Below are 24,111 nucleotides of genomic sequence, written 5' to 3'. Positions count from 1 at the left end.
ATTCTATGAGGTTTTTCTATGCTTGAAGCCATCATGAGTCTGGGCGGCATCGGCCTGTCGGCGGCGGTCGCTCTCGGATTTGCCGCCAAGAAATTCGCCGTCGAAATCGATCCGCGCGAGTTGGCGGTCCTCGAAGTGCTGCCGGGCGCCAACTGCGGTGCCTGCGGCTATCCGGGCTGTGGCGGTTATGCCAAGGCGGTGGTTGCCGGCCAGGCCGGGCCGGCAGACTGTCCGCCGGGCGGCGCCGGTGCAGCGGAAAAGATCGCCAACATCCTGGGCATCGCTCCGGTGAGCGCCGACCCCCAGGTGGCGGTGGTGCTCTGCCAGGGTGACAACGCCAAGGCTCAGGCCAAGTACCGTTACCTCGGCCTGCATGACTGCAACGCCGCCCAGAAGATCGCCGACGGGCCCAAGGCCTGCCCCGGGGGGTGTCTGGGACTGGGGACCTGTGCCCGGGTCTGCCCCTTTGGCGCCATCGAAATGACCGCCGAGGGCCTAGCGGTGATCAGCCGCGAGAAGTGCACCGGTTGCCGCAAGTGCGTGGCGGCCTGCCCGCGTTCGGTCATCCGCATGACCCCGCTCGATGCGACCGTGCACGTGCTGTGCAACAGCACCGACAAGGGGGCGCTGGTGCGCAAGTACTGCCAGGTCGGCTGCATCGCCTGCCAGATCTGCAAAAAGACCGCCCCCGAGGCCTATGTCATAGAAAATTTCCTGGCCCGGGTCACCTACGAGCATCACCAGTTGGCCGCTCCGGCGGTGGAGAAGTGCCCGACCAAATGCATCCGCGATTTCGTGGACGGCTATCCCGAGGGGAGCAGTTTCGCTCCGCCAACCTGCGGGGTTGCCCCCGGGGCGGCTGCCTGAAGCCCAAACCAAGAGTTCAGTGATGAAGCTAAAGACATTTCCCGGCGGCCTTCATCCGCCGGACAACAAGCGGTGGTCGGAGCACAAGCCGATCGAAACCTGCCCCCTGCCCGAGGAACTGGTGGTCCCCATGGCGCAGCACATCGGCGCTCCCGCCGAGGTCTGCGTGCAGAAGGGGGATCTGGTGAAAAAAGGCCAGGTGATCGGCCAGGCCAAGGGGTTTGTGTCGGTGCCGGTCCACGCTCCGAGTTCCGGCGAGGTGGTGGCGGTCGAGCCGCGGCTTCACCCATCGGGTAAGGCCCTGCCGGCGGTGGTGATTCGCCCCGACGGGGAAGACCGCTGGGTCGAAGGGCTCGAGCCCGGGGATCCCGAAGCGCTCTCCGCCGATCAGCTGCGCGAGAAAATCCGCGCGGCGGGGATCGTCGGCATGGGCGGTGCCACTTTCCCGGCCCATGTCAAGCTCTCCCCTCCCGAGGGCAAAAAGATCGACACCCTGATTCTCAACGGGGTGGAATGCGAGCCGTTTCTGACCGCCGACCACCGGCTGATGCTGGAGCAGCCGGACGATGTCCTGGCTGGTGTTGACATCCTGCGCAAGGTGCTCGGGGTCAGCCGCGTGTATATCGGCATCGAGGCCAACAAACCCGATGCCATCGACCTGATGAGCCAGGCCTGCACCGGGCGCGGCATCGAGGTCGTGCCGCTCGAGGTCAAGTACCCGCAGGGGGCGGAAAAACAGCTGATTCTCGCCATCACCGGTCGCGAGGTCCCCTCCGGGGGGCTGCCGATGGATGTTGGCGTGGTGGTGCAGAATGTCGGAACCGCCGCCGCCGTGGCGGACGCGGTGCTGCATGGCCGGCCGCTGGTCGAGCGCATCTGCACCGTCAGTGGGCCCTTGGTTGCCGAGCCGAAAAACCTGCGTATCCGCATCGGCACCCCCCTGGCCCACCTGGTCCAGTTCTGTGGTGGGGTCAAAGGCGAGCCGGCCAAGATCATCATGGGTGGCCCGATGATGGGGTCCGCCCAGTTGTCCCTCGAGGTTCCCGCCACCCGCGGCACCTCGGGTCTGCTGCTGTTCGGCGCCGGGGACGTGCCGCTGCGCTCCGAAGGGCCCTGCATCCGCTGCGGCCGCTGCGTGCAGGCCTGCCCGGCGCGCATCATGCCCACCACCATCGCCGCCTACGCCCGGCTGGATTTCATTTCCGAGGCCGAAGAATACGGCGCCATGGACTGCATCGAGTGCGGCTGCTGCACCTACATCTGCCCCGCCACCCTGCCGCTGGTCCAGGCCATCCGTTACGCCAAGGGGGCTATTCTGGCCAAGAGGAGGAAGGTCTAACCGTGGAAAGGCAGCTCTATCTCTCGTCCTCGCCCCATCTAAGCGCCCGGGAAACCACCGACCGGGTGATGCGCGCGGTGATCTACGCCCTGCTTCCCGCCTGTGCGGTGTCCGTCTACTTTTTCGGTTTGCCGGCTCTGTGGGTGCTGGTCCTGTGTACTGCCGGCTGTGTCGGGTTCGAGGCCCTTGCCCAGAAGCTGATGCGCCGCCCGGTCACCGTCGGTGATGGAAGTGCCGCCCTTACCGGGATCCTGCTCGCCCTCAATCTGCCTCCCGCCAGTTCCTGGTGGCTGGCCCTGCTGGGCAGCGCCGTGGCCATCGTCATCGGCAAGCAGGTCTACGGAGGGCTGGGCTACAACCCCTTCAACCCGGCCCTGGTGGCCAGGGTGGTGCTGCTGGTCTCCTTTCCCGTGCAGATGACCAGTTGGACCGCACCGGCCCCCCTGGGTTCCGGGCTCGACTCGGTGACCAGCGCCACCCCTCTGGGAGATTGGAAAACCGCGGTCATGCTGACCGGCAAGATGCCCGAAACGCTGCAGCAGGGGTTGGGCAACTATTTTGTCGGCAACATGGCGGGGTGCCTCGGCGAGGTCTCGGCCCTGGCCCTGCTGCTGGGGGCGGCCTATCTGTTCTGGAAAAAGATTCTTACCTGGCACATCCCTTTGAGCTTTGTCGGCTCCGTGGTGCTGCTTTCCGGCGTTTTCTGGCTGGTCGATCCGGCCAAATACCCCAGCCCGCTCTTTCACCTGGTGACGGGAGGTCTGGTCCTTGGTGCTTTCTATATGGCCACGGACATGGTTTCATCCCCGGTGACCACCCGCGGAATGGTGGTGTTCGGAGTCGGCTGCGGGGTGATCACGGTGCTCATTCGTCTGTTCGGCGGCTATCCCGAGGGTGTTTCTTTCGCGATCCTGCTGATGAACGCCGCAACGCCGCTTATCGATCGTTACACCCGGCCGAAGAAATTCGGCTATGTTGCTGAAAAGGCATAAGGACTGCGCATGAAAGACATAGCACGCCTGGCCCTTGCTCTGACCCTGATTGCCGCCGGTGCCGGGTTGATCCTTTCGCTGGTCGAAGCCGTTACCCGCGAGCCGATAGCCGAGCAGCGCCGCCAGGAAACGCTCAAGGCGCTGCAGGCCGTCCTGCCCGAAATCGACAACAGTCCAGACCAGGATAGCGTCAGCCTGGTGGTCGGCAAAGACAAGAAGGGGCGCGATCTCTCCCGGGTCTTCTACCGTGGCCGCAAGGGCGAAGAGCTTGCCGGGATCGCCTTCAAGGTGGTCGCCCCGGAGGGCTACAGCGGCAACATCGAAATCATGGTGGGGATTCTTCCCGACGGCAGCGTGGTCGGGATCGAGATCCTGACCCACGCGGAAACCCCCGGCCTGGGAGACAAGATAGCCCAGGGCTGGTTCAAGCAGCAGTTTGCCGGGAAAAACCTGGAAAACGCCGACTGGCGCGTCAAAAAAGACGGTGGCCAGTTCGACCAGATCACCGGCGCGACGATTTCGCCGCGTGCGGTGGTCAAGGCGGTTGCCGCCGGTCTGCAATTCTATCAGGAACACCGGGAACAGGTGGTTGCGCAAGGAGTTGGGGGATGAATCTGATCGGCGAATTCAGCAAGGGGATCTGGCGGGAGAATGCGGTATTTCGGCTGCTTCTGGGATTGTGTCCCACCCTCGCGGTGACCACCAGCGCCGAAAACGGCCTGGGGATGGGCCTGGCCACCACCTTTGTGCTGCTGTGTTCCAACATCGTGGTATCGCTGCTGCGCAAGCTGATCCCGGCCCAGGTGCGTATCCCCGCCTACATAGTGATCATCGCCTCGTTCGTGACCGTGGTCCAACTCTCCATGGAGGCTTACGTCTATGATCTGTACAAGGCGCTGGGCATTTTCATCCCTCTGATCGTGGTCAACTGCCTCATTCTTGGTCGCGCCGAGGCCTATGCTTCGAAAAACTCCGTGCTCCCCTCGGTGGTTGACGGCGCGGGCATGGGGCTCGGGTTCACCCTGGCCCTGTTTATCCTCGGGGCGGTCCGCGAACTGTTCGGTTCGGGGTCAATTCTCGGGGTCTCCCTTTTCGGCGCCCACTATCAGCCCTTTTTGCTGATGATCCTGCCGCCCGGCGCCTTCATTGCCCTCGGGCTCCTTTTGGCCGGGATGAACCGCATCGACGCTGCACGCGGTCGTTAGTGCGGGGCCGGGCCGGTTTTCCAGAAAAATTACTTGACCCGAAACGCCCGTAGTGATAGCTGTTTTAGCTGTCTTCTGCGGGCGTTCTTCAATTGCCCACCCAACTGCGCCAGCGGCAGGTCCGCGGTGGTCCGCCCGTCTCCCTCCCCTGCGGACCGTTTCCTGCCCGTGTTCTCTCCTTAATGTCCCCTGATTTCGGGATGTTCCGATATCTTTAAGTGCATACAGTATACTGTATTTTTTCCTTGACAAAGGGTTTAATTTATCTTAACTTGCAGTCCGCCAAATAACGTAAACAATACGCTATATCCGCTAAAAATTAACATTTCTTGGGAGGAGCTGTCCATGCTAGAGAGTTATCTGCCGATACTCGTTCTCGTCGGTCTCGCCTTCGCGTTCGCCATAGGCTCCGTCGTCTTCTCAGGGCTGGTTGGGCAGAAAAAGCCCAGCGCGGTCAAGTTGGCGCCATACGAATGCGGCATGCCCCCCGTCGGCTCCGCCCGCGAGCGATTCTCCGTCAAGTTCTACATCATTGCCATGTTGTTTATTCTCTTCGACATCGAGGCGGTTTTCCTGTATCCCTGGGCGGTGATGTTCAAGCGTCTTGGACTGTTCGGTTTCGTTGAGATGGGTGTCTTTATCCTGATCCTTCTCATCGGTTATATCTACGTCTGGAAAAAAGGAGCGCTGGAATGGGAGTAGATCAAACGCTGGGAAATAATTTCATTACTACCAGTCTGGACAAGCTGGTCAACTGGTCCCGGTCCCGGTCGCTCTGGCCGATGACCTTTGGTCTTGCCTGTTGCGCCATCGAGATGATGGCGACCGGTGCCGCCCGCTTCGACCTGGACCGCTTCGGGGTCCTGTTCCGCGCCTCGCCCCGCCAGGCCGATGTAATTATCATTGCCGGAACCGTCACCAAGAAGATGCTCCCGGTCATTCAGACCGTTTACGAGCAGATGCCCGAGCCCCGCTATGTCATTGCCATGGGGGCCTGCGCCTGTTCTGGCGGCATTTTCGATACCTACAGCACGGTGCAGGGCATTGACGAGGCTCTGCCTGTGGATGTCTACATCCCGGGGTGTCCTCCGCGTCCCGAGGGTCTGCTCTACGGCATCATGAAGTTGCAGGACAAGATCATGCAGGAGCGCAACTCCTTCGGCGCGGCCATCGGTGTTGGCGAGCGCATTACCGTGGCCTGATCGATCCAGGTGCCGGACTTAAACGGAATAGGGACGAAAATATGAGCGAGCATGTTGCCGTTGGCAAGTTGAAGGAGAAGTTCTCCGGTTCGGTCCTGGACGTCGTCGAGTTTCGTGGCGATACCAGCGTTACCGTCAAGAAAGAGGATATCGTGGCCATCGGCTCCTTTTTGAAGAAGGAGCTGGGGTTCAATCTGCTCTGCGATCTCTGTGGGGTCGACTACCTGGGCAAGGCGCCCCGCTTCATGGTGGTCTACAACCTCTTCAATGTATCGACCAAGCAGTATCTGCGCATCAAAGTGCCCGTGGAAGAGAGCGACCCGGTGGTGGAGACCGTCTCCGGGGTCTGGGCGACCGCCAACTGGCATGAGCGCGAGTGCTGGGACCTGATGGGGATCTCTTTCCGCAACCACCCCGACCTGCGGCGGATCCTGATGACCGACGATTACGAGGGGCATCCCCTGCGCAAGGATTACCCGGTACAGGGGCCCGACCGGCAGCCTTACCAGGGGCGGGTTTCGTAGGTACTTCACCAGGACGATCACCTTTTCCAGGATAGAAGAGGTTTATTATGGCTACGACTGAAATAATGACCGTCAACATGGGGCCCCAGCACCCCTCCACCCACGGCGTTCTGCGTCTGCTTCTCGAGCTCGACGGCGAGCGGGTGGTGAAGGCGACCCCCCATATCGGCTTTCTGCATCGCGGGGTCGAGAAGCTCTCCGAGCACCGCAATTACCACCAGGTGATCCCGCTGACCGACCGGCTCGACTATCTGGCCCCGATGAGCAACAACCTCGGCTATGTGCTGGCGGTGGAGAAACTGCTCGGCCTCACCGACGCCATCCCCGAGCGGGCAAAGACCATTCGAGTGATCATGGCAGAACTGACCAGGCTCAAGAGTCACCTGGTCTGGCTGGCCTGTCACGGCCTTGATATCGGTGCCATGACCGTTTTCATCTACTGCTTCCGCGAGCGTGAAAACATTATGGGATTTTACGAAAAGATCTCAGGCGCCCGCATGACCTCCAACTATTTCCGGGTGGGTGGGCTCTCCGCTGACCTCCCCGAGGGGCTGGATAAGGAAATCCGTGCCTTTGTCGAAGCTATGCCCGGGCACATCGACACCTATGAGGGATTGTTGACCGGCAACAAGATCTGGCAGAAGCGAACCCAGAAGGTCGGGGTGATCAGTGCCGAGGATGCCATTGATATCGGCTTGACCGGTCCCGCTCTGCGTGCCTCCGGTGTTGACTGGGACCTGCGTCGCGACAATCCCTACAGCGGTTACGAAAACTATGATTTCGTCGTCCCCACCCACGAGGATTGTGACACTTGGGCACGTTATCAGGTTCGCTTGGTGGAGATGCGCGAATCCTGCAAAATTATCACTCAGGCGCTTGACCGGCTTCAACCAGGCCCGATTCTCGCTGATGCGCCAAAGGTATGCCTGCCGCCAAAGCAGAAAGTGGTCAATACCATCGAGGGTCTTATCCATCATTTCAAGATCGTCACCGAGGGATTCAAGCCCGCCGCCGGGGATATTTACCAGGAGGTCGAGGCACCCAAGGGGGTACTCGGCTATTACCTGGTCTCCGACGGTTCGCCCAAGCCTTACCGCATGAAGATCCGTCCGCCTTCCTTTGTCAACCTGCAGGCGCTTCCGCAGATGGTCGAAGGGTCCCTGCTGGCCGACGTGGTTGCGGTCATTGGCACTCTGGACATCGTCCTTGGCGAGATCGACCGGTAACGGGTCTGGATAAGGAGAGGTAATCTCATGAGCGAAGTAGCGGAAAAGGTGCAGGAGCAGGAAGTCGATCTGACCGGCGCCAACCAGGTTATCGACAAATATCTGGACATGCACGGGGCGTTGATGCCGGTGCTGCAGGAAATCCAGGAGGTCTATGGATACATTCCCGAGCCCACCGTGCACCTGGTGGCGGAGCGTCTGAACGTCTACACCAGCCAGATCTACGGGGTGCTGACCTTTTACGCCCAGTTTCACCTGGAACCACGGGGCAAATATATTGTCCGGGTCTGCATGGGCACCGCCTGCCACGTCAAGGGCGCCGGGCGAATCGCCGACACCCTCAAGGAGCGGTTGGGGATCGGGCATGCCGAAACCACCGAGGACCTCAAGTTCACCGCCGAGTACGTTGCCTGTATTGGGGCCTGCGGCATGGCTCCGGTCATCATGGTCAACGATGCTACCTATGGCAGCCTGTCGGTTCAGAAGATGGACGACGTCATTCAAAAATACATGAAGATGGACTGAGACGGTCCAACCAATTCCAACCCAATCGCGAATCGGGGATTTTGCAAATGGCCGAGAATGCTGAAAATATCAAGGTTCTCATCTGTCAGGGTACCGGGGGGCTCGCCTCGGGTGCCAAGGCGGTGGCAGACGCCTTCGAAGCCGAGTTCAAAAAACACGGCGTCGAGGCCAAAGTCGGCAAGCGCTGCGAGGTGATCGGTACAGGTTGCCGCGGTCTTTGCGCCAACGACGTTCTGGTTGACGTTCAACTGCCCGGTCAGGAGGCGGTGACTTACGACTTCGTCACCCCGGAGCTTGTCACGCAGATCGTCGAGGAACATGTCCTCAACAACCAGGTGGTCGAAAAGAAAAAAGCTGGCCCCTACTACGCCAAGTTCCTCGAAAAGCAGCAGCGCATCATTTTCTCCCGTTGTGGTACGGTCAATGCCGAAAGCCTCGATGACTTTCTCGCCCACCGGGGTTTTGAAGGGATCAAGAAGGCGGTCACCATGAAGCCCGAGGAGGTTATTGAGGAGGTCAAGCGCTCGGGACTGAGGGGTCGAGGGGGCGGCGGCTTCCCTACCGGCGTCAAGTGGTCGTTCTGCAAGGCTTCGCCCGGCAAGGAAAAATACCTGATCTGCAACGCCGACGAAGGCGACCCAGGGGCGTTCATGGACCGCTCCATCCTCGAAGGTGACCCCTACGGGCTTATCGAAGGGATGATGATCGGCGCCTACGCCATCGGCTGCACCTTCGGTTACGTCTATTGTCGCGCCGAATACCCGCTGGCCATCAAACGCCTGCAGAAAGCCATCGACACCTGCTACGAAAAAGGTTTCCTCGGCAAAAATGCCATGGGGCTCGGGTTCGATTTCGACATGCGCATCAAGGCCGGCGCCGGCGCCTTCGTCTGCGGCGAGGAAACCGCGTTGATGGCCTCCATCGAAGGCCAGCGCGGCATGTCCCGGCCCCGTCCGCCGTTCCCGGCGGTGCGCGGCCTCTGGGGCAAGCCGACCAACATCAACAACGTCGAGACCTTCGCCAACGTCTCCTACATCTTCTATAACGGCGCGGACTGGTACTCCTCTATCGGCACCGAGGGGACCAAGGGGACCAAGATTTTCGCCCTCACCGGCAAGGTCAAGCACACCGGTCTGGTCGAGGTCCCTGCCGGCACGACCATGAAGGAAGTCATCTACGACGTCTGCGGCGGCATCCTCAACAATCGCAAGTTCAAGGCCGTGCAGGCCGGTGGCCCCTCCGGCGGGTGCCTGCCCGCCGAGGCTCTGGATGCCCAGGTCGACTACGACTCGCTGATCAAAGCCGGCGCCATGATGGGCTCGGGCGGCCTGGTGGTCATGGACGAGACCACCTGCATGGTCGATATCGCCCGCTTCTTCCTCAACTTCACCCGCGTCGAATCCTGCGGCAAGTGTATTCCCTGCCGCATCGGCCTGAAGATCATGCTCGAGATCCTCGAGCGGATCTGTTCCGGCGAGGGTAGCGAGGGAGACATCGAACTGCTCCAGGACATGGCCTACGACATCAAGAAGAGCTCGCTGTGCGGCCTGGGACAGACGGCACCCAACCCGGTTCTTTCCACCATCCGCTATTTCCGCCACGAATACGAGGCGCACATCAAGGAAAAACAGTGCCCTTCGCACAGCTGCAAGCCGCTGCTCAAGTTCGAGGTCATCGACAACGCCTGCAAGAAGTGCGGTCTCTGCTTCAAGGTCTGTCCGGTGGATGCTGTACGGTGGGAGAAAGGGCAATTGGCGATCATTGATAAGGAGAAATGTACCAAATGCACCTCCTGTTATGATGCCTGCCGTTTCATGGCGATTGAGTAGCCGGTTTCTTAGCTGATTCGATACGAGGTCAAGATGGTAAATCTTACGATTGACGGCAAGCAGGTAACGGTAAGCAAGACGGCTACGATCTACGAGGCCGCCAAGCAGGCGGGGGTCGATATCCCGGTTCTGTGTTACGCCAAGAAACTTCTCCCCTACGGTGCCTGCCGGGTCTGCCTGGTCGAGGTCGAGCAGATGAAGGGGCGGCTGATTCCTTCCTGTACCACGCCGGTCACCGAAGGGATGGTGGTCAAGACCACCTCCGACGAAATCCGCAAGGTGCGTAAAACCGTTCTCGAGTTCCTGCTGGTCAACCACGTGGTGGAATGCCCGGTCTGCGACAAGGGGGGTGAATGCGACCTGCAGGATCTGACCTATGAGTACGAGGTGGTCAGCAACCGCTTCGAGGGGGTTAAGTTCGACCTGCCTACCGACGAGGTCAACCCGCTGATCGAGCGCAACATGAACCGCTGTGTTTTGTGCGGCAAGTGCGCCAGGGTCTGCGACGAAATCGTCGGCTACGGTTCCTATTCCTTCATCAATCGCGGGTTTGAAACCAAGATTGCCACCGCTTTTGACCGCGGCCTCAACTGCGAATTCTGCGGCCAGTGCGTTTCCATGTGCCCGGTGGGGGCGATCCTGCCCCGTCCCTTCAAGTTCAAGGCCCGCCCTTGGCAACTCAAGGAGGTCGACTCGGTCTGCGGATACTGCGGCAACGGCTGCACCGTGACCCTGGGGGTCATGGACAACAAGGTTCAGACCATCCGCTTCAATGACAAGACCGGGGTCAACGACGGCAACCTCTGCGTTCGGGGCCGCTTCGGTTACTCTTACGTCAACAGTGACGAGCGGCTGAAAAAACCCCTGGTGCGCAAGGACGGACAACTTGTCGAGGTCAGCTGGCAGGAAGCGGCCGAGGCGGTGGTCGAGGGATTCAAGAAAGCCAAGGCCGAAAAGGGCCTGGGGATTATTTCCGGCGCCCGCCTGACCAACGAGGAGTTCTTTCTCCTGAAGAATCTGGCCAAGGGGTTCGGTACCGCCAACCTGGACCACTCGGGGGGTGAGTGCTACAAGGGCCTGACCGAAGGATTCATGGAGACCCTCGGGGTGAGCGCATCGCTGGGCACCTTCCCCCAGGTAGAGCAGTGTGATGCCATTCTCTCGATCCGTTCGGATTTCTACGAAACCCATCCGGTTTTCGGGATGGTGGTCAACCAGGCGGTCAAGCGCAACGACGCCCATCTGACTGTCCTTTCGGACAAAAAGGGGAAATTCACTAAACTGCCCCACGCCAAGACCCTGTTGGCCAAGCCCGGCACCGAGGTCACGGTTCTCAACGCCATGGCCCAGGTGCTGCTCGCCGAGGGCCTGGCGGTTACCGAAGGCATCGAGGGCGTGGAGGCACTGAAAACTTCCCTGGCTACCTGTACTCCGGAAAAAGCTGAAGCGATCACCGGCGTTGGCGCTGAGTCCATCAAGGCCGCCGCCCGCCAACTGGGGGCCGCCAAAAAAGCTGCGATCCTGCTGGCCTACGGGCTTCCCTATACCGCGCAAAGCAAAGAGCTGGCAGTAGCTGCCGCCAACCTGGCGCTGCTTACCGGAGTTGCCGGAAGATCCGGTAGCGGTCTTTACCTCTGCGGGGAGAAGGCCAACAGCCAGGGCGCCGTCGACTTGGGGATCCTGCCGCAGAAGGGCGGGCTGGGCGTCCAGGAAATGCTCAAGCAGGCAGCTGGCGAAAACCTTTCCGCGCTCTATGTGGTAGGTGAAGATCCGCTGACCTCCTATCCGAACCGGAGCATGGTGGAAGCTGCGCTGAGCAAGGTTTCGTTTTTGGTGGTTCAGGACCTGTTCCTGTCCCCGACTGCGCAGCAGGCCGACGTGGTCCTGCCGGCCGCATCCTTTGCCGAAAAGGATGGCACCTTTACCAACGCCGAGCGGCGAATTCAGCGGGTGCGCCCGGGGATTGCCCCCCCGGGGGAAGCGAAAACCGATTTCGCCATCTTCGAAATGCTTGCCGCGCGCCTCGGCAATCAGGTCAGCTACACCGGGCCGGCTGCCGTATTCAGTGATATTGTGAATAACTCCCCCAATTACAAGGGAATCGAGTTTTCCCAGATCGGCCCCCAGGGCGTGGTTTGGGGCGGCGAGGAGTTCGCCCCGGCGCACAAGCGGGTCGTGCCTGTAGCTGCTGCCCAGGGGCTGGCCGCCGCCTACCAGTTGGTGACCGGCAGTGCGCTTTACCACAGTGGTACCGTCAGCACCAGGGCTCAGGGGCCCAATGCCGTGGTGGCCGAGCCCTACCTCGAACTGGGCCGCGAGGATGCGGCAGCTCTCAAGGTTCAGGAGGGCGACACGCTGAATGTCAAGGGCAATGGCGTAGAGCTCAAACTCAAGGCAAAAATTGGCACCCGGCTGCCCAAAGGGGTCGTGTTCGCTCCCTACCATTTTGCCAGTGCCGGGCTGAACCGCCTCTATCAGGGCGAAACCGCAGTTGCTGTTGAACTGAGCAAGTAGTCTCCAGGCAGGAGAGGTTATGGACTGTCCCAAGTGCAAGGCGGCCGTATCCGCAAGGGCGAAATTCTGCGACCAATGCGGTGTGAACCTGGGGAATAACGTCGAGTTTATTCACCAGCGCGCTCTCGACCATTACCATCGTGGATTGATCGACGAGGCCATCAAGCTCTGGGACGAAGCGGTGACCCTCACCCCCGGTTTCAGCAAGGGGTACTACTACAAGGGGCTGGCCCTCTACGACAGAGGGGACCTGCAGCAGGCGATCGATGTCTTCAACAAGGCCCTGGCCGGGGAAAAGGAACCGTTCCGGGTGTACTTCAAACTGGGCATGGCCCAGTACGGACTGGGGGACCTTGCCGGCAGCATCGAAAGCTTCAGTAAGGCCCTGAGCCTGAATCCCGGCAGCGCCGAAACCCATTACCGGCTGGGGCTTTCCTATCTGCGCAATTCCGACCTGGACCGGGCCCGGGAGGAGTTGGCCGCGGCGATCAAGATCAACCCTCAGTATACCCGTGCCCTGTACATCCTCGGCATGGTGCTCTCCCAGCAGGGGCAGGTCGAGGAAGCGATCGAGCAGTTCCGGCTGGTCGTGGAGATCAGCCCCTCCTACACCGCGGCTCGTTTTGAACTGGGAATGGCCCTCATGAAAACGGGGGATCTCTCCGACGCCATCGAGCAGTTCCGCGGTTCGGTGGAAAACAGCAGCAGGTTCGCTCCGGGCTATTACATGCTGGGCGAGGCCTACCGGAAGACGGGAGAATTCAGCGAGGCGATCAGCTCCTACAACGAGGTGCTCAAGCTCAATCCCAAGGACTCGGATACCTTTGTGCGAATCGCCGAGTGCTACATGCAACTCGACTTGTTGGACGGCGCCCGGGATGCCGTTGCCAAGGCTCTATCTTTTAATCCCAACAACCGTGACGCCCGGTACCTGGAAAAGCACCTCGGCGAACTTAAAACGCCACACAAACCCGGTTTCTAAGCCTTTAAGCCTAACGATACCCAAAACGTTCAAGGAAGAGGATTGTCATGACGCCTGAAGTGTTGAGCCTCTCAAACAATGTCCCCCTGTTTCTGGCATCCATGCTGGTCAAGATTCTGGCCGTCTTCGTGGTGGTGATCCTGATTGTCGCCTACGCCACCTGGGTCGAGCGTAAGGTCATCGGCCACATGCAGACCCGCCTCGGGCCCATGCGCACCGGGTGGCATGGCCTGCTGCAGCCGATTGCCGACGGCCTCAAGCTGTTCTTCAAGGAAGACATCATCCCTTCCGAGGCCAGCAAGGTCCCCTTCCTGCTTGCTCCCATGATGATCCTGGTGCCGGCCTTCATCACAGTGGCGGTCGTCCCCTTCGGTCCCGATCTGGTGATTGGTGATTACATCATCTCCCAACAGATCACCGACCTGAACGTCGGTATTCTCTACATCCTGGCCATGGCCGGCCTTGGGGTCTACGGCATTGTCTTGGCCGGCTGGGCCTCCAACAGCAAATATTCTCTGCTGGGCGGCATACGCTCCTCGGCCCAGATGGTCTCCTATGAACTCGCCGCCGGCCTGTCGATTATCGCGGTGTTCATGCTCTCCGAAACCCTGAGCCTGCGCGGCATCGTATCAGCCCAGATGGGGCCGCTGTGGGGCAGCATCTCCTTTCTGCCCAACTGGTATATCTTTTCCCAGCCGCTCGCCTTCGGCCTGTTCGTCATCTGCGGCCTGGCGGAAATCAACCGGACTCCCTTCGACCTGCCCGAAGCGGAAACCGAACTGGTGTCCGGTTTCTGTACCGAATACTCGTCCATGAAGTACGCCCTGTTTTTCATGGCCGAATACGCCAATATGGTGGTGATCTCCGCCATCGCCGCCACCCTGTTCCTCGGCGGCTGGCATGGGCCCTTTCCCGGTGCTATCAACCTTCTGCTGAAGGTCTTCGCCTTCATGTTCTTCTTCATCTGGCTGCGCGCCACCTTCCCCCGCGTGCGCTACGACCAGTTGATGACCATGGGGTGGAAGGTGTTCATCCCCCTGTCACTGGCTAACATTGTGCTGACCGGCATCGTTGTCGTCATCCTTCAGTGATCAATATCCATACAAGAGGATAGGCCCATGTTTAGAGAGTTTGCCAAAGGTCTGAGCATTACCTTCAAACACCTGCTCCCGGGGCATTCGACCACGGTCCAGTATCCTACTGAAAAGCTGAAGCCCTCCGACCGTTTCCGGGGCCTGCACCGCCTGGTTCCGACCCAGGACCGGGAGAAGTGCGTGGCCTGCTACCTCTGCCCGACGGTATGCCCCGCCAAGTGCATCACCGTCGAATCGGCCGAGAACGAGAAGGGGGAGAAATACCCCAGGGTCTACAAGATCGATCTGCTCCGTTGCATCTTCTGCGGCTACTGCGTTGAGGCCTGCCCGGTGGAGGCGATCGAGATGACCGGCACTTACGAGCTGGCCAACTACAAGCGGGAAGACTTCGAATTCACCAAAGAGCGACTTCTCAAGTAACCAAATAGGAGCGTTGATACCATGGAACTTCTGTTTTTCTATCTGGTCGCCTTGGTTGCCGTCCTTTCCGGATTTTTGGTGGTCAAGTGCAAAAGCCCGGTCAACAGTGCCATCTCACTGGTCATGACCTTCGTCTGCCTGGCGGTCTTTTACGTCATGCTTCACGCACCCTTCATGGCCGCCATTCAGATTATGGTCTACGCCGGTGCCATCATCGTTCTGATCGTTTTTGTCATCATGCTGCTCAACCTGGGAACCGCCACGCGGCAGGTCAGCAGTCACAGCGTGGTCTGGGGCATCGGGGCGGCGGTGCTGGTGCTGATCCAGGCACTCTACTTCCTGAACAAGGGCGGGGCCACGGGGGCACAGGGTTCGCTCGCGGAAGACATCGCTGCCACCGGGGGGCATACCGAAGCCATCGGCAAGGCCCTGTTCACCGATTTTCTTCTTCCCTTTGAAATCACCTCTATCCTGCTCCTGGTTGCCATCATCGGTGCCGTGGTGCTGGCCAAGAGGGAAGTCTAGCCATAGATAAGGACAGGAGACCTGCCATGATTACCGTTCACCATTACATGACTGTCAGCGCGATTCTTTTCGCTCTGGGCACCTTTGGGGTTCTGACCCGGAAAAATGCAATCGTCATCTTTATGTGCATCGAACTGATGCTCAACGGCGTCAACCTCTCCTTCATCGCTCTTTCCCACTTCATGGGGAACATCGACGGTCAGATTTTCGTATTCTTCGTCATGACCGTCGCGGCCGCAGAAGCTGCGGTAGGGCTCGCCCTGATGATCACCTTCTTCAGGAACAAAGAGTCCATCGACGTCGACGAAATCAACATGCTTAAATGGTGAGCGCCTGCCCGGATAAAGAGTTCATTCCGCCTAGAGGAGAGAGATAGATGTACGACAAACTATGGCTTATCCCATTCTTTCCGCTGCTGGGGTTCGTAATCAACGGACTTTTCGGCAAGAAAATCAAGAATGAGAAGGTAATCGGCGCTATCGGAACGCTCGCCATCGCCTCTTCGTTCGTGGTCTCCTGCAAGTATTTTTTCCAGCTGCTGGGAGATTCGGTCAAGGTTCACCAGCAGGTCATCGCCCCTTGGATGTCCCTCGGGACCCTGCAGATTGACTGGGGCTTCCTGCTCGATCCGCTTTCCGCCCTGATGATTATGGTGGTCACCGGTGTCGGCTCCCTCATCCATCTCTACTCCATCGGGTATATGCACGGCGAAGAGGGCTTTTACCGCTATTTCGCCTACCTGAACCTGTTCTGCTTCTCCATGCTGATGCTGGTCCTGGGCAACAACGCCCTGGTCATGTTCATCGGTTGGGAGGGGGTCGGCCTCTGCTCCTACCTGCTCATCGGCTACTACTTCCATAAGAAGAGCGCCGGGGACGCCGCCAAAAAGGCCTTCGTCGTCAACCGCGTCGGCGACTTCGGGTTCCTGCTCGGCCTCTTCACCCTGTTCTGGACCCTCGGCAGCGAGCACGGGATCTGGACCGTCAACTTCGTCGAGATCGCCGAGCATGGCCACCTGCTCGGAGTCGGCAGCACCGTGGTGACGGTGGTGACCCTCTGTTTCTTCCTCGGCGCCACCGGCAAGTCGGCACAGATCCCCCTCTACACCTGGCTGCCCGACGCCATGGAAGGCCCGACCCCGGTTTCGGCCCTGATCCATGCCGCCACCATGGTTACCGCCGGCGTCTACATGATCGGCCGCATGAACGGGCTTTTCGCCCAGGCTCCCGACACCATGATGGTGGTTGCCTTGGTCGGTGCCGCTACCGCCATCTTCGCCGCCACCATCGGTTTCGCGCAGAATGACATCAAGCGGGTGCTGGCCTATTCCACCGTCTCCCAGCTCGGTTTCATGTTCATGGCCATGGGGGTGGGGGCCTTCACCGCCGGCATTTTCCACCTGATGACCCACGCCTTCTTCAAGGCCTGCCTGTTCCTCGGCTCCGGTTCGGTAATCCACGCCATGCACCACGCCTTGCACCATGCCCACCTTCACGATGACCCGCAGGACATGCGCAACATGGGCGGGCTGCGCAAGAAGATGCCGGTTACCTGGGCGACCTTCGGGATCTCCTGTCTGGCCATCGCCGGCATGCCGTTCTTCTCCGGCTTCTTCTCCAAGGATGAGATCCTCTGGTGGACGTTTGCCTCCACCCGCGGCAGCATGCTGGTCTGGATCATCGGCTCGATTGCGGCGTGTATGACCGCCTTTTACATGTTCCGCTGCCTCTACATGACCTTCCACGGCGAGCAGAAGACCCACGCCAAAGCCAAGGATCATGTTCACGAGTCGCCCTGGGTGATCACCCTGCCGCTGGTGGTACTGGCCGCTCTGGCGACCGTCGGCGGTCTGGTGGGCATACCGCACGCCATCGACGTCCTCCATGTGGGGAACCGGCTCGAGGGCTTCCTCGCCCCGGTCTTCCACCAGACCCAGCAGGTATATGAAATTTCCGCTCACGGCACGGCTGCGGTGGAGCGGTGGCTGATGGTGCTTTCGGTGGTCATCGGCCTGGTCGGCATCGGCCTCGCCACCGTGATGTACATGAAAAAACCGGAACTGCCTGCCAAATTCGTCAGCAAATTTTCCGGGCTGCACCGTATCGTTTTCAACAAGTGGTACATTGACGAGCTTTACGACGCCCTGTTCGTCAATCCCTGCAAGCGTCTCGGGACCTTCCTCTGGAAGGGCTTCGATGTCATGGTCGTGGATGGGGCGGTCAACGGTGTTGCCGGTCTTGTCAACCTCTGGTCCAAGGGGTTGCGCCATGTGCAGAGCGGCTTGGTTCACAATTACGCCCTGTCCATGGTCGTTGGGGTGATCCTGATTGTTGGTTTCTACGTCTTCAGGTAAGAGCGCTTTCACCATAGCGAGAGAGAAAAAAGGAGCGATTTCCCATGACCGACCATCTGCTTAGCCTGATGACCTTCTTCCCGCTGCTGGGGATGCTGCTGTTGCTGTTCATCCCCAAGGACAACGGCGGAGTACTCAAAGGCTTCACCCTGGTGGTGACCCTGGTCACCTTTGTCTTCAGTTTGCCGCTGGCGTTCCACGACGAGTTCAAAACCAGCGCGGCCATGCAATATACCGAGTTCGCCTCCTGGATCAGCGTTGGGGATTTCTTCCAGATGAACTACAATGTCGGTGTCGATGGCATCAGCCTGTGGCTGATCCTGCTGACCACCTTCATTATGCCCATCGCGGTGCTCTCCACCTGGCAGGCGGTCGAGAAGAACATCAAGGGCTTCATGGCGCTGTTGCTGCTGCTGGAAACCGCCATGCTCGGGGCGTTCATCTCCCTTGACCTGTTCCTGTTCTACATCTTCTGGGAGCTGATGCTGATTCCCATGTACTTCCTGATCGGCATCTGGGGCGGCGGCCGCCGGATTTACGCCGCGGTCAAGTTCTTCATCTATACCGCGGTAGGCTCCCTGCTGATGCTGGTGGCGATCATCTACGTCTATTACCACGCCGTCCAGTCGGGCATGGACCTCAGCGGGTTCAGCATCACCGACTTCTACAAGATGACCATCGCCCCCGAGCTGCAGCCCTGGCTGTTCCTGGCCTTCGCCTTCAGCTTCGCCATCAAGGTTCCGATGTTCCCCCTGCACACCTGGTTGCCCGACGCTCATACCGAGGCGCCCACCGCAGGTTCGGTTATCCTGGCCGCCATCCTGCTGAAAATGGGTACCTACGGCTACGTGCGCTTCGCCATGCCCCTGTTCCCCGACGCTCTGCAGACTTTCATGCCCCTGCTGGCCACCCTCTGCGTGATCGGCATCATCTACGGAGCCCTGGTCGCCATGATGCAGGACGACGTCAAGAAACTGGTCGCCTATTCCTCGGTTTCGCACCTTGGCTTCGTCATGCTGGGGGTGTTCGCCCTCAACCTGCAGGGGCTCACCGGTGGCATGATCCAGATGATCAACCACGGTATCTCCACTGGCGCGCTGTTCCTTATCGTCGGCTTTATCTACGAACGGCGCCACACCCGCCTGATCAGTGAGTTCGGCGGCCTGGCCAAGCAGATGCCGATCTTCGCCACCATCTTCATGATCGTGACCTTCTCCTCTATCGGCCTGCCCGGGACCAACGGCTTTGTCGGCGAGTTCCTGGCCCTGGTCGGCGCTTTTGAGAGCGAATTGCGCTGGTACGCAGTGATCTCCACCGCCGGGGTAATCTTCGCCGCGGTCTACATGCTCTGGATGTTCCAGAGGGTCATGTTCGGGGAACTTACCAACCCCAAGAACCAGGACCTCAAGGATCTCTCCGCCCGGGAAATCGTCCTGATGCTGCCGCTTCTGGTGTTCGTCTTCTGGATCGGTGTCTATCCCAACACCTTCTTCGAGAAGATGTCCCCTTCCCTCGAACAGTTGATCATCCAGGTGAAGAGCAAGCAGCAGGTCGCCATGGTGGAACCGGTTCAGACCGGGCACCTGGAAATCAAATAAAAGGCCCTAGCCTTAAGTACTGTTTAAACACTGCTTCCGGAGGAGCATTTCCATGGAAAATCTGGTGCAACTCGCCATGCAGAACGTGAACTTCGCGGCGATCATGCCATCGCTGGTGCTGACCTGTTTCGGCATGGCTCTGCTGATGATCAGCGTCTTTTCCCCTCGGGGCAAAACCACCCATGTCGCCTGGATCAGCGTCATCGCGCTGATCGTCACGGGCATCGTTTCCCTGGCAGCCTGGAACAAACCCGAATTCGGTTTCGCCGGGCACGTGGCACTCGATAACTTCGCCACCTTCTTCAACATCACCTTCCTGTTTGCCGCTGGGCTTACCATCCTGATCTCGGATGAATATCTCAAGCGGGAGGGGTATCCGATTGGCGAGTACTATGCCCTGATCCTGTTCACCACGGCCGGCGCCATGTGGATGGCCTCGGGCACCGACCTGATGACCATTTTCCTGGGCCTGGAAGTTCTTTCCATCTCGCTCTACGTGCTTGCCGGCCTGTTCCGCGGCCAGGTGCGCTCCAACGAAGCCGGGCTGAAGTATTTCCTGCTCGGCGCCTTCTCCACCGGTTTCCTGCTTTACGGGATCGCCCTCATCTACGGGGTGTCGGGGACGACCAACCTGGCCGATATCGGGATGTTCCTGGCGGCCCACGAATCGCTGATCTCCAGCCCCATGGCCGTTGCCGGCATGCTGCTGATGGCCGTCGGTTTCCTGTTCAAGATTGCCGCCGCTCCCTTCCACATGTGGACCCCGGACGTCTACCAGGGCGCTCCCACGCCGATCACCGCTTTCATGAGCGCAGGCCCCAAGGCCGCGGCATTTGCCGCTTTCCTGCGGGTCTTCACGCTTGGACTGGGCCCCATGCAGGGTGACTGGACCAGTCTTCTGTGGCTGCTGGCCATCCTGACCATGATCGTCGGCAACGTGATCGCCATCCAGCAGACCAACATCAAGCGAATGCTGGCCTACTCCTCCATCGCCCACGCCGGGTATGCCCTGGTCGGCATGGTGGCTGCCAACGAGATTGGCCTTTCCGGGATTCTCTTCTACATGCTCGGCTATACCTTCATGAACATCGGTGCCTTCGCGGTGCTGGTTCTTGCCGGGAAGCAGGGGGAGGAGAACCTGACTCTCGATGGATTTGCAGGCTTTGGCTACAAGCGCCCCTTCCTCGGGGTGGCGATGACCATCTTCCTGTTCTCGCTGATGGGGATTCCGCCTACAGCAGGTTTCGCCGGTAAGTTCTATATCTTCGCCGGCGCTGTCAAGGCTGGCTATATCTGGCTGGCGGTGATCGGGGTGCTCAATTCGGCCGTGTCCCTCTACTACTACCTGCGGGTCATGGTGGCCATGTACTTCAAGGATCCGACCGAGAACTACGAGTGGGTCAAGCTGAACACCGCGGCAGTGGTCTCTATCGTGGTGGCCATCGTTGGGGTCCTGTACCTTGGGCTGATCCCCGCCAAGGTCATGGAGATGGCCAAGCTGGCGATCTTCTGACCCGGAATCAAAGCAACTTAAGGCAAAGGCCCGGACCTGCAAAGGTCCGGGCCTTTGTTTTTATTCGTCCTGAACAGCTTGGCCTGCGCACCCCCGGTCCGAGGCAGGCAGGGTTACCACGATGCGGGTTGGTAATATCCTTTGCTTGTAGTACCCTTTAACGGTAAACATTCAGCGGGATGCGCTCGGCAGCTGATGTCGCTACCGGCAGCCGCAGGATATCCCTCGCAGTGGGGAGTTGAAAAGGAGTCGGGATTCATGGAGTCGTTGACCGCAGCGCTGACCTGGGAAAATTACGACGCCGTGCTGTTTGACCTGGACGGGGTGCTGACCGCCACGGCCAAACTGCATGCAGTCTGCTGGAAGCAAATGTTCGATGAATACCTTCAGCAGAAGTCAAGGGAGAGGGGCGAGGCCTTTCAGCCCTTCGACAGCGACCTCGATTATCGTCTCTATGTGGACGGAAAGCTGCGCTACGAGGGGGTGCGGAGCTTCCTGGAGTCCCGGGGAATCGAGCTGCCGCCAGGGGATCCCGGGGACTCTCCGCAGGTCGAGACCATCTGCGGGCTTGGCAACCGCAAGGATAAACTGGTCAATGAACTGCTGGCCGCAGGCAACGTCGGTGTCTTCGAAGGGTCGGTGTCCCTGGTGCACCATCTTCGCGGCCAGGGGATCCGGACCGCGGTGGTGTCGGCGAGCAAAAACTGTGAAGCCGTCCTGCGTGCCGCCGGGATCGCCGACCTGTTCGAACTCTGGGTCGACGGGAAGGTGGCCGAGTCCCTCGGGCTGCCGGGGAAACCCGATCCGGCCACCTTTCTCAAGGCGGCCGAACTGCTCGGCGTGGAGCCCCTGCGGGCGGTGGTGGTGGAAGATGCGATCTCCGGGGTTCAGGCGGCCAGCAGAGGGGGGTTCGCGCTGGTGATCGGCATCGACCGGCACGGAGATGCCCAGGCTCTGAAGGAAAACGGTGCGGACCTGGTAGTCAGGGATCTGGCGGAACTTCTGCCCGGAAAGGCCGGCCGGACATGATACGTCATGAAACCCTCAATCCGCCGCTCCATGTTTATCCGATTAATCCCTGGAAAATTATCGAAACCAGTTTCTATCCGCGATTTCTGGCCCAGACCGAGACGATTTTTTCGCTGGGCAACGGCTATCTCGGCATGCGGGGCAATTACGAGGAGGGGCGCCCCTATTCGCAGCGCGGCACCTTTCTCAACGGTTTTCATGAAACCTGGCCCCTGGTTTACAGTGAGGGGGCTTTTGGCTTTGCCCGCACCGGGCAGACCATGCTCAACGTCACCGACGCCAAAACCGTGGTCCTCTACGTGGATGACGAGCCGTTTTACCTCCCCGAGGCGAGCCTGCAGCTTTATCAGCGGACCCTGGATATGCAGGCGGGCACCCTGGACCGGGAGCTTCTCTGGGAGACCCCTTCGGGGAAACGGGTGCTGATCGAAACGCGTCGGTTGGTTTCCTTCGAACACCGGCATCTCGCAGCGGTCTCCATCCAGGTCACCCTGCTCAACGCCGAAGCGCCGGTGGTCATCTCCTCCGAACTGATCGGCGATCAACCAAACCAGGCCGGCATTGAGGACCCGCGCCAGGCCAAGGGTTTTGCGCAGCGGGTGCTTTTGCCCCAGCGCCACTACCACCGCGACAGACGCCTGGTCATGAGTCATCAGGCCCGCAACAGCGGGATGACCCTGGCCTGCGCCATCGATCACCAGTTTGAGACCGACTGCCCCCACTCCTGGCGCACCGAGTGCGCGGAGGATTTCGGCAAGGTGGCATATTTTGTCGACGCCAAGCCGGGCATCCCGATCCAGTTGGTCAAATTCATCGCCTATCACAGCTCCGACAGCATCCCGGCAGAAAAGTTGTGTACCCGCGCCGAGTGGACCCTGGACCGCGCCCTGCAGCAGGGCTTCAGGGCCCTGCTGGATGGTCAGCGCCGCTTCCTGGATGAATTCTGGAAGCGCAGCGACCTGGAGGTGGAGGGCGACCCGGGGGGGAGTAACCGCCCCATGGGGGAAATCCAGCAGGCGCTGCGCTGGAACCTGTTCCAGATTCTGCAGGCCTCGGCTCGGGCCGAAGGGACCGGGATAGCCGCCAAGGGGCTGACCGGGCAGACCTACGAGGGGCATTACTTCTGGGACACGGAAATCTACGTCCTGCCGTTTCTGACCTATAGCGCCCCGCACATCGCCCGCAATCTGCTGCGGTTTCGCCACAGCATGCTGGAAAAGGCCCGGCAACGGGCCCGGGAGCTCAACCAGAAAGGGGCCCTGTTCCCCTGGCGGACCATCAACGGCGAGGAGGCGAGCGCCTACTACGCTGCCGGAACGGCCCAGTACCACATCAACGCCGACATCGTCTATGCCCTGCGCAAGTACGTGGAAATTACCGATGACAAGGCCTTGCTGTACAACGAAGGGGCCGAGATTCTGGTGGAAACCGCCCGGCTCTGGTATGACCTGGGGTTTTTCTCGGGGCGGAACAACGGCCGCTTCTGCATCCACGGGGTGACCGGGCCGGACGAGTACACCACGGTAGTCAACAACAACGCCTACACCAACCTCATGGCCAGGGAGAACCTGCGCTACGCCGCCGAAACGGTCGCCCACATGAGTGAGCGGCATCCGGAGCATTACGCCAGCCTGGTGCACAGGACCGGTCTCGATTCCGCCGAGCCCGACCAGTGGCGCGAGGCCGCTGCGGCCATGTACATCCCCTTTGACGAAGCCACGGGAATTCACCCCCAGGACGACAATTTCCTCGACCGCGAGGTGTGGGACCTCAAGGCGACCCCGCGCGAGCGTTTCCCCTTGCTGCTTTACCATCACCCGCTGGTGATCTACCGGCACCAGGTGATCAAGCAGGCCGATGTGGTCCTGGCCATGTTCCTGCTCGGCAACGAGTTCACCCCGGAGCAGAAAAAACGCAATTTCGATTACTACGATCCGTTGACCACGGGAGACTCCTCCCTGTCGGCCTGCATCCAGAGCATTGTGGCCAACGAAATCGGCGACGTGCAGAAGGCCATGAAGTACGCCCGCTATGCGGTGCTGATGGATCTGGCGGATATCGGCGGCAACGTCAAGGACGGCTGCCATATCGCCTCGATGGGCGGCACCTGGATGGTGGTCACCTACGGTTTCGCGGGAATGCGCGATCACCGGGGAAGCCTGAGTTTCGACCCCCGGCTTCCGCCTCAGCTCAAGAGGTTGCGGTTCCAGCTCACGGTGCGGGGCCAACGCCTGGATGTGGAGATGACGCGCGAGCAGGCGGTCTACACCCTGGTTGAGGGCAAAGAGCTGACGCTGGAGCATCAGGGCCGGGATCTGAACCTGTCGCCCGGACAGCCGCTGCGGGTGGAAAACACAGGGTCCCAGGATTAGCC

General features: G+C 60.1%; 22 protein-coding genes. All 22 read left to right on the top strand.

All coding sequences use genetic code 11. From position 1 onward, the window contains the following. Window positions 1-18 precede the first annotated feature (18 nt). The 22 genes from DESUT3_RS20210 to DESUT3_RS20105 all read left to right on the top strand — a co-directional run bounded on the left by DESUT3_RS20210 (window position 19) and on the right by DESUT3_RS20105 (window position 24,109). Window positions 19-867: an RnfABCDGE type electron transport complex subunit B gene (locus DESUT3_RS20210; RefSeq protein WP_221250300.1), complete on the top strand. Its 849-nt coding sequence runs from the start codon at window positions 19-21 to the stop codon at window positions 865-867. Window positions 868-889: 22 nt separating this feature from the next. Continuing rightward, window positions 890-2,206, top strand: coding sequence for an electron transport complex subunit RsxC (gene rsxC / locus DESUT3_RS20205; RefSeq protein WP_221250299.1), 1,317 nt, complete (start codon window positions 890-892; stop codon window positions 2,204-2,206). Window positions 2,207-2,208: 2 nt separating this feature from the next. Continuing rightward, on the top strand, window positions 2,209-3,198 hold the full coding sequence (locus DESUT3_RS20200; protein ID WP_221250298.1) for an RnfABCDGE type electron transport complex subunit D: 990 nt from the start codon (window positions 2,209-2,211) through the stop codon (window positions 3,196-3,198). 9 nt (window positions 3,199-3,207) lie between these two features. Continuing rightward, entirely contained in the window at window positions 3,208-3,810 is a 603-nt protein-coding gene (locus DESUT3_RS20195; RefSeq protein WP_221250297.1) for an RnfABCDGE type electron transport complex subunit G, read from the top strand. Then, complete coding sequence (gene rsxE, locus DESUT3_RS20190; RefSeq protein ID WP_221250296.1) at window positions 3,807-4,403, top strand: electron transport complex subunit RsxE; 597 nt, start codon at window positions 3,807-3,809, stop codon at window positions 4,401-4,403. Before DESUT3_RS20195 ends, rsxE begins: the two co-directional genes overlap by 4 nt. A gap of 345 nt (window positions 4,404-4,748) precedes the next feature. Beyond that, entirely contained in the window at window positions 4,749-5,105 is a 357-nt protein-coding gene (locus tag DESUT3_RS20185) for an NADH-quinone oxidoreductase subunit A (RefSeq protein ID WP_221250295.1), read from the top strand. Beyond that, window positions 5,096-5,605 (top strand): NuoB/complex I 20 kDa subunit family protein, encoded by a 510-nt coding sequence (locus DESUT3_RS20180; RefSeq protein ID WP_221250294.1) that lies wholly within the window; start codon window positions 5,096-5,098, stop codon window positions 5,603-5,605. Before DESUT3_RS20185 ends, DESUT3_RS20180 begins: the two co-directional genes overlap by 10 nt. A 41-nt stretch (window positions 5,606-5,646) precedes the next feature. Further along, window positions 5,647-6,129 (top strand): NADH-quinone oxidoreductase subunit C, encoded by a 483-nt coding sequence (locus tag DESUT3_RS20175; protein ID WP_221250293.1) that lies wholly within the window; start codon window positions 5,647-5,649, stop codon window positions 6,127-6,129. Window positions 6,130-6,176: 47 nt separating this feature from the next. Then, entirely contained in the window at window positions 6,177-7,355 is a 1,179-nt protein-coding gene (gene nuoD / locus DESUT3_RS20170; RefSeq protein ID WP_221250292.1) for an NADH dehydrogenase (quinone) subunit D, read from the top strand. Between the two features lie 27 nt (window positions 7,356-7,382). Beyond that, window positions 7,383-7,880, top strand: a complete 498-nt coding sequence (gene nuoE / locus DESUT3_RS20165; RefSeq protein WP_221250291.1) for an NADH-quinone oxidoreductase subunit NuoE — start codon at window positions 7,383-7,385, stop codon at window positions 7,878-7,880. Between the two features lie 47 nt (window positions 7,881-7,927). Then, entirely contained in the window at window positions 7,928-9,709 is a 1,782-nt protein-coding gene (gene nuoF, locus DESUT3_RS20160) for an NADH-quinone oxidoreductase subunit NuoF (protein WP_221250290.1), read from the top strand. Window positions 9,710-9,742: 33 nt separating this feature from the next. After that, a complete protein-coding gene (nuoG, locus tag DESUT3_RS20155) occupies window positions 9,743-12,223 on the top strand; it encodes an NADH-quinone oxidoreductase subunit NuoG (protein WP_221250289.1) in 2,481 nt (826 codons plus the stop codon). Window positions 12,224-12,242: 19 nt separating this feature from the next. Then, entirely contained in the window at window positions 12,243-13,205 is a 963-nt protein-coding gene (locus DESUT3_RS20150) for a tetratricopeptide repeat protein (RefSeq protein ID WP_221250288.1), read from the top strand. A 47-nt stretch (window positions 13,206-13,252) separates the two neighbouring features. Next, window positions 13,253-14,296 carry an NADH-quinone oxidoreductase subunit NuoH gene (nuoH, locus tag DESUT3_RS20145; RefSeq protein WP_221250287.1) on the top strand — a complete coding sequence of 348 codons (1,044 nt, stop codon included), beginning with the start codon at window positions 13,253-13,255 and terminating at the stop codon, window positions 14,294-14,296. 27 nt (window positions 14,297-14,323) lie between these two features. Continuing rightward, complete coding sequence (locus tag DESUT3_RS20140; protein WP_221250286.1) at window positions 14,324-14,719, top strand: NuoI/complex I 23 kDa subunit family protein; 396 nt, start codon at window positions 14,324-14,326, stop codon at window positions 14,717-14,719. A gap of 21 nt (window positions 14,720-14,740) precedes the next feature. Beyond that, window positions 14,741-15,244 carry an NADH-quinone oxidoreductase subunit J gene (locus tag DESUT3_RS20135; protein WP_221250285.1) on the top strand — a complete coding sequence of 168 codons (504 nt, stop codon included), beginning with the start codon at window positions 14,741-14,743 and terminating at the stop codon, window positions 15,242-15,244. A gap of 26 nt (window positions 15,245-15,270) precedes the next feature. Further along, the gene (gene nuoK, locus DESUT3_RS20130) at window positions 15,271-15,573 is read left to right on the top strand and encodes an NADH-quinone oxidoreductase subunit NuoK (protein WP_221250284.1); all 303 of its coding nucleotides are present in this window, start codon (window positions 15,271-15,273) and stop codon (window positions 15,571-15,573) included. A gap of 47 nt (window positions 15,574-15,620) precedes the next feature. Next, complete coding sequence (gene nuoL, locus DESUT3_RS20125) at window positions 15,621-17,597, top strand: NADH-quinone oxidoreductase subunit L (RefSeq protein ID WP_221250283.1); 1,977 nt, start codon at window positions 15,621-15,623, stop codon at window positions 17,595-17,597. A gap of 44 nt (window positions 17,598-17,641) precedes the next feature. Then, window positions 17,642-19,195, top strand: coding sequence for an NADH-quinone oxidoreductase subunit M (locus tag DESUT3_RS20120; protein WP_221250282.1), 1,554 nt, complete (start codon window positions 17,642-17,644; stop codon window positions 19,193-19,195). Window positions 19,196-19,247: 52 nt separating this feature from the next. After that, a complete protein-coding gene (locus DESUT3_RS20115) occupies window positions 19,248-20,708 on the top strand; it encodes an NADH-quinone oxidoreductase subunit N (RefSeq protein ID WP_221250281.1) in 1,461 nt (486 codons plus the stop codon). Between the two features lie 258 nt (window positions 20,709-20,966). Next, a complete protein-coding gene (locus tag DESUT3_RS20110; protein ID WP_221250280.1) occupies window positions 20,967-21,737 on the top strand; it encodes an HAD family hydrolase in 771 nt (256 codons plus the stop codon). Further along, window positions 21,734-24,109 carry a glycoside hydrolase family 65 protein gene (locus DESUT3_RS20105; protein WP_221250279.1) on the top strand — a complete coding sequence of 792 codons (2,376 nt, stop codon included), beginning with the start codon at window positions 21,734-21,736 and terminating at the stop codon, window positions 24,107-24,109. The genes DESUT3_RS20110 and DESUT3_RS20105 overlap by 4 nt, the downstream gene beginning before the upstream one ends. Window positions 24,110-24,111 lie beyond the last annotated feature (2 nt).

The sequence above is a fragment of the Desulfuromonas versatilis genome (assembly GCF_019704135.1).
Taxonomy (GTDB): Bacteria; Desulfobacterota; Desulfuromonadia; order Desulfuromonadales; family NIT-T3; genus Desulfuromonas_A; species Desulfuromonas_A versatilis.
Note: the sequence above shows the minus strand (reverse complement) of the source record. Positions and strands in the feature narration are given on the sequence as shown.

What these genes read in the sequence shown, in the direction of transcription:
- nuoH (WP_221250287.1), top strand. Translation starts at nt 13,253, where the DNA reads ATGACGCCTGAAGTGTTGAGCCTCTCAAACAATGTCCCCCTGTTTCTG.
- DESUT3_RS20105 (WP_221250279.1), top strand. Translation starts at nt 21,734, where the DNA reads ATGATACGTCATGAAACCCTCAATCCGCCGCTCCATGTTTATCCGATT.
- DESUT3_RS20120 (WP_221250282.1), top strand. Translation starts at nt 17,642, where the DNA reads ATGACCGACCATCTGCTTAGCCTGATGACCTTCTTCCCGCTGCTGGGG.
- DESUT3_RS20195 (WP_221250297.1), top strand. Translation starts at nt 3,208, where the DNA reads ATGAAAGACATAGCACGCCTGGCCCTTGCTCTGACCCTGATTGCCGCC.
- DESUT3_RS20115 (WP_221250281.1), top strand. Translation starts at nt 19,248, where the DNA reads ATGGAAAATCTGGTGCAACTCGCCATGCAGAACGTGAACTTCGCGGCG.
- rsxE (WP_221250296.1), top strand. Translation starts at nt 3,807, where the DNA reads ATGAATCTGATCGGCGAATTCAGCAAGGGGATCTGGCGGGAGAATGCG.
- DESUT3_RS20150 (WP_221250288.1), top strand. Translation starts at nt 12,243, where the DNA reads ATGGACTGTCCCAAGTGCAAGGCGGCCGTATCCGCAAGGGCGAAATTC.
- rsxC (WP_221250299.1), top strand. Translation starts at nt 890, where the DNA reads ATGAAGCTAAAGACATTTCCCGGCGGCCTTCATCCGCCGGACAACAAG.
- nuoG (WP_221250289.1), top strand. Translation starts at nt 9,743, where the DNA reads ATGGTAAATCTTACGATTGACGGCAAGCAGGTAACGGTAAGCAAGACG.
- DESUT3_RS20185 (WP_221250295.1), top strand. Translation starts at nt 4,749, where the DNA reads ATGCTAGAGAGTTATCTGCCGATACTCGTTCTCGTCGGTCTCGCCTTC.
- nuoE (WP_221250291.1), top strand. Translation starts at nt 7,383, where the DNA reads ATGAGCGAAGTAGCGGAAAAGGTGCAGGAGCAGGAAGTCGATCTGACC.
- nuoL (WP_221250283.1), top strand. Translation starts at nt 15,621, where the DNA reads ATGTACGACAAACTATGGCTTATCCCATTCTTTCCGCTGCTGGGGTTC.
- DESUT3_RS20135 (WP_221250285.1), top strand. Translation starts at nt 14,741, where the DNA reads ATGGAACTTCTGTTTTTCTATCTGGTCGCCTTGGTTGCCGTCCTTTCC.
- nuoF (WP_221250290.1), top strand. Translation starts at nt 7,928, where the DNA reads ATGGCCGAGAATGCTGAAAATATCAAGGTTCTCATCTGTCAGGGTACC.
- DESUT3_RS20210 (WP_221250300.1), top strand. Translation starts at nt 19, where the DNA reads ATGCTTGAAGCCATCATGAGTCTGGGCGGCATCGGCCTGTCGGCGGCG.
- nuoD (WP_221250292.1), top strand. Translation starts at nt 6,177, where the DNA reads ATGGCTACGACTGAAATAATGACCGTCAACATGGGGCCCCAGCACCCC.
- nuoK (WP_221250284.1), top strand. Translation starts at nt 15,271, where the DNA reads ATGATTACCGTTCACCATTACATGACTGTCAGCGCGATTCTTTTCGCT.
- DESUT3_RS20140 (WP_221250286.1), top strand. Translation starts at nt 14,324, where the DNA reads ATGTTTAGAGAGTTTGCCAAAGGTCTGAGCATTACCTTCAAACACCTG.
- DESUT3_RS20175 (WP_221250293.1), top strand. Translation starts at nt 5,647, where the DNA reads ATGAGCGAGCATGTTGCCGTTGGCAAGTTGAAGGAGAAGTTCTCCGGT.
- DESUT3_RS20110 (WP_221250280.1), top strand. Translation starts at nt 20,967, where the DNA reads ATGGAGTCGTTGACCGCAGCGCTGACCTGGGAAAATTACGACGCCGTG.
- DESUT3_RS20180 (WP_221250294.1), top strand. Translation starts at nt 5,096, where the DNA reads ATGGGAGTAGATCAAACGCTGGGAAATAATTTCATTACTACCAGTCTG.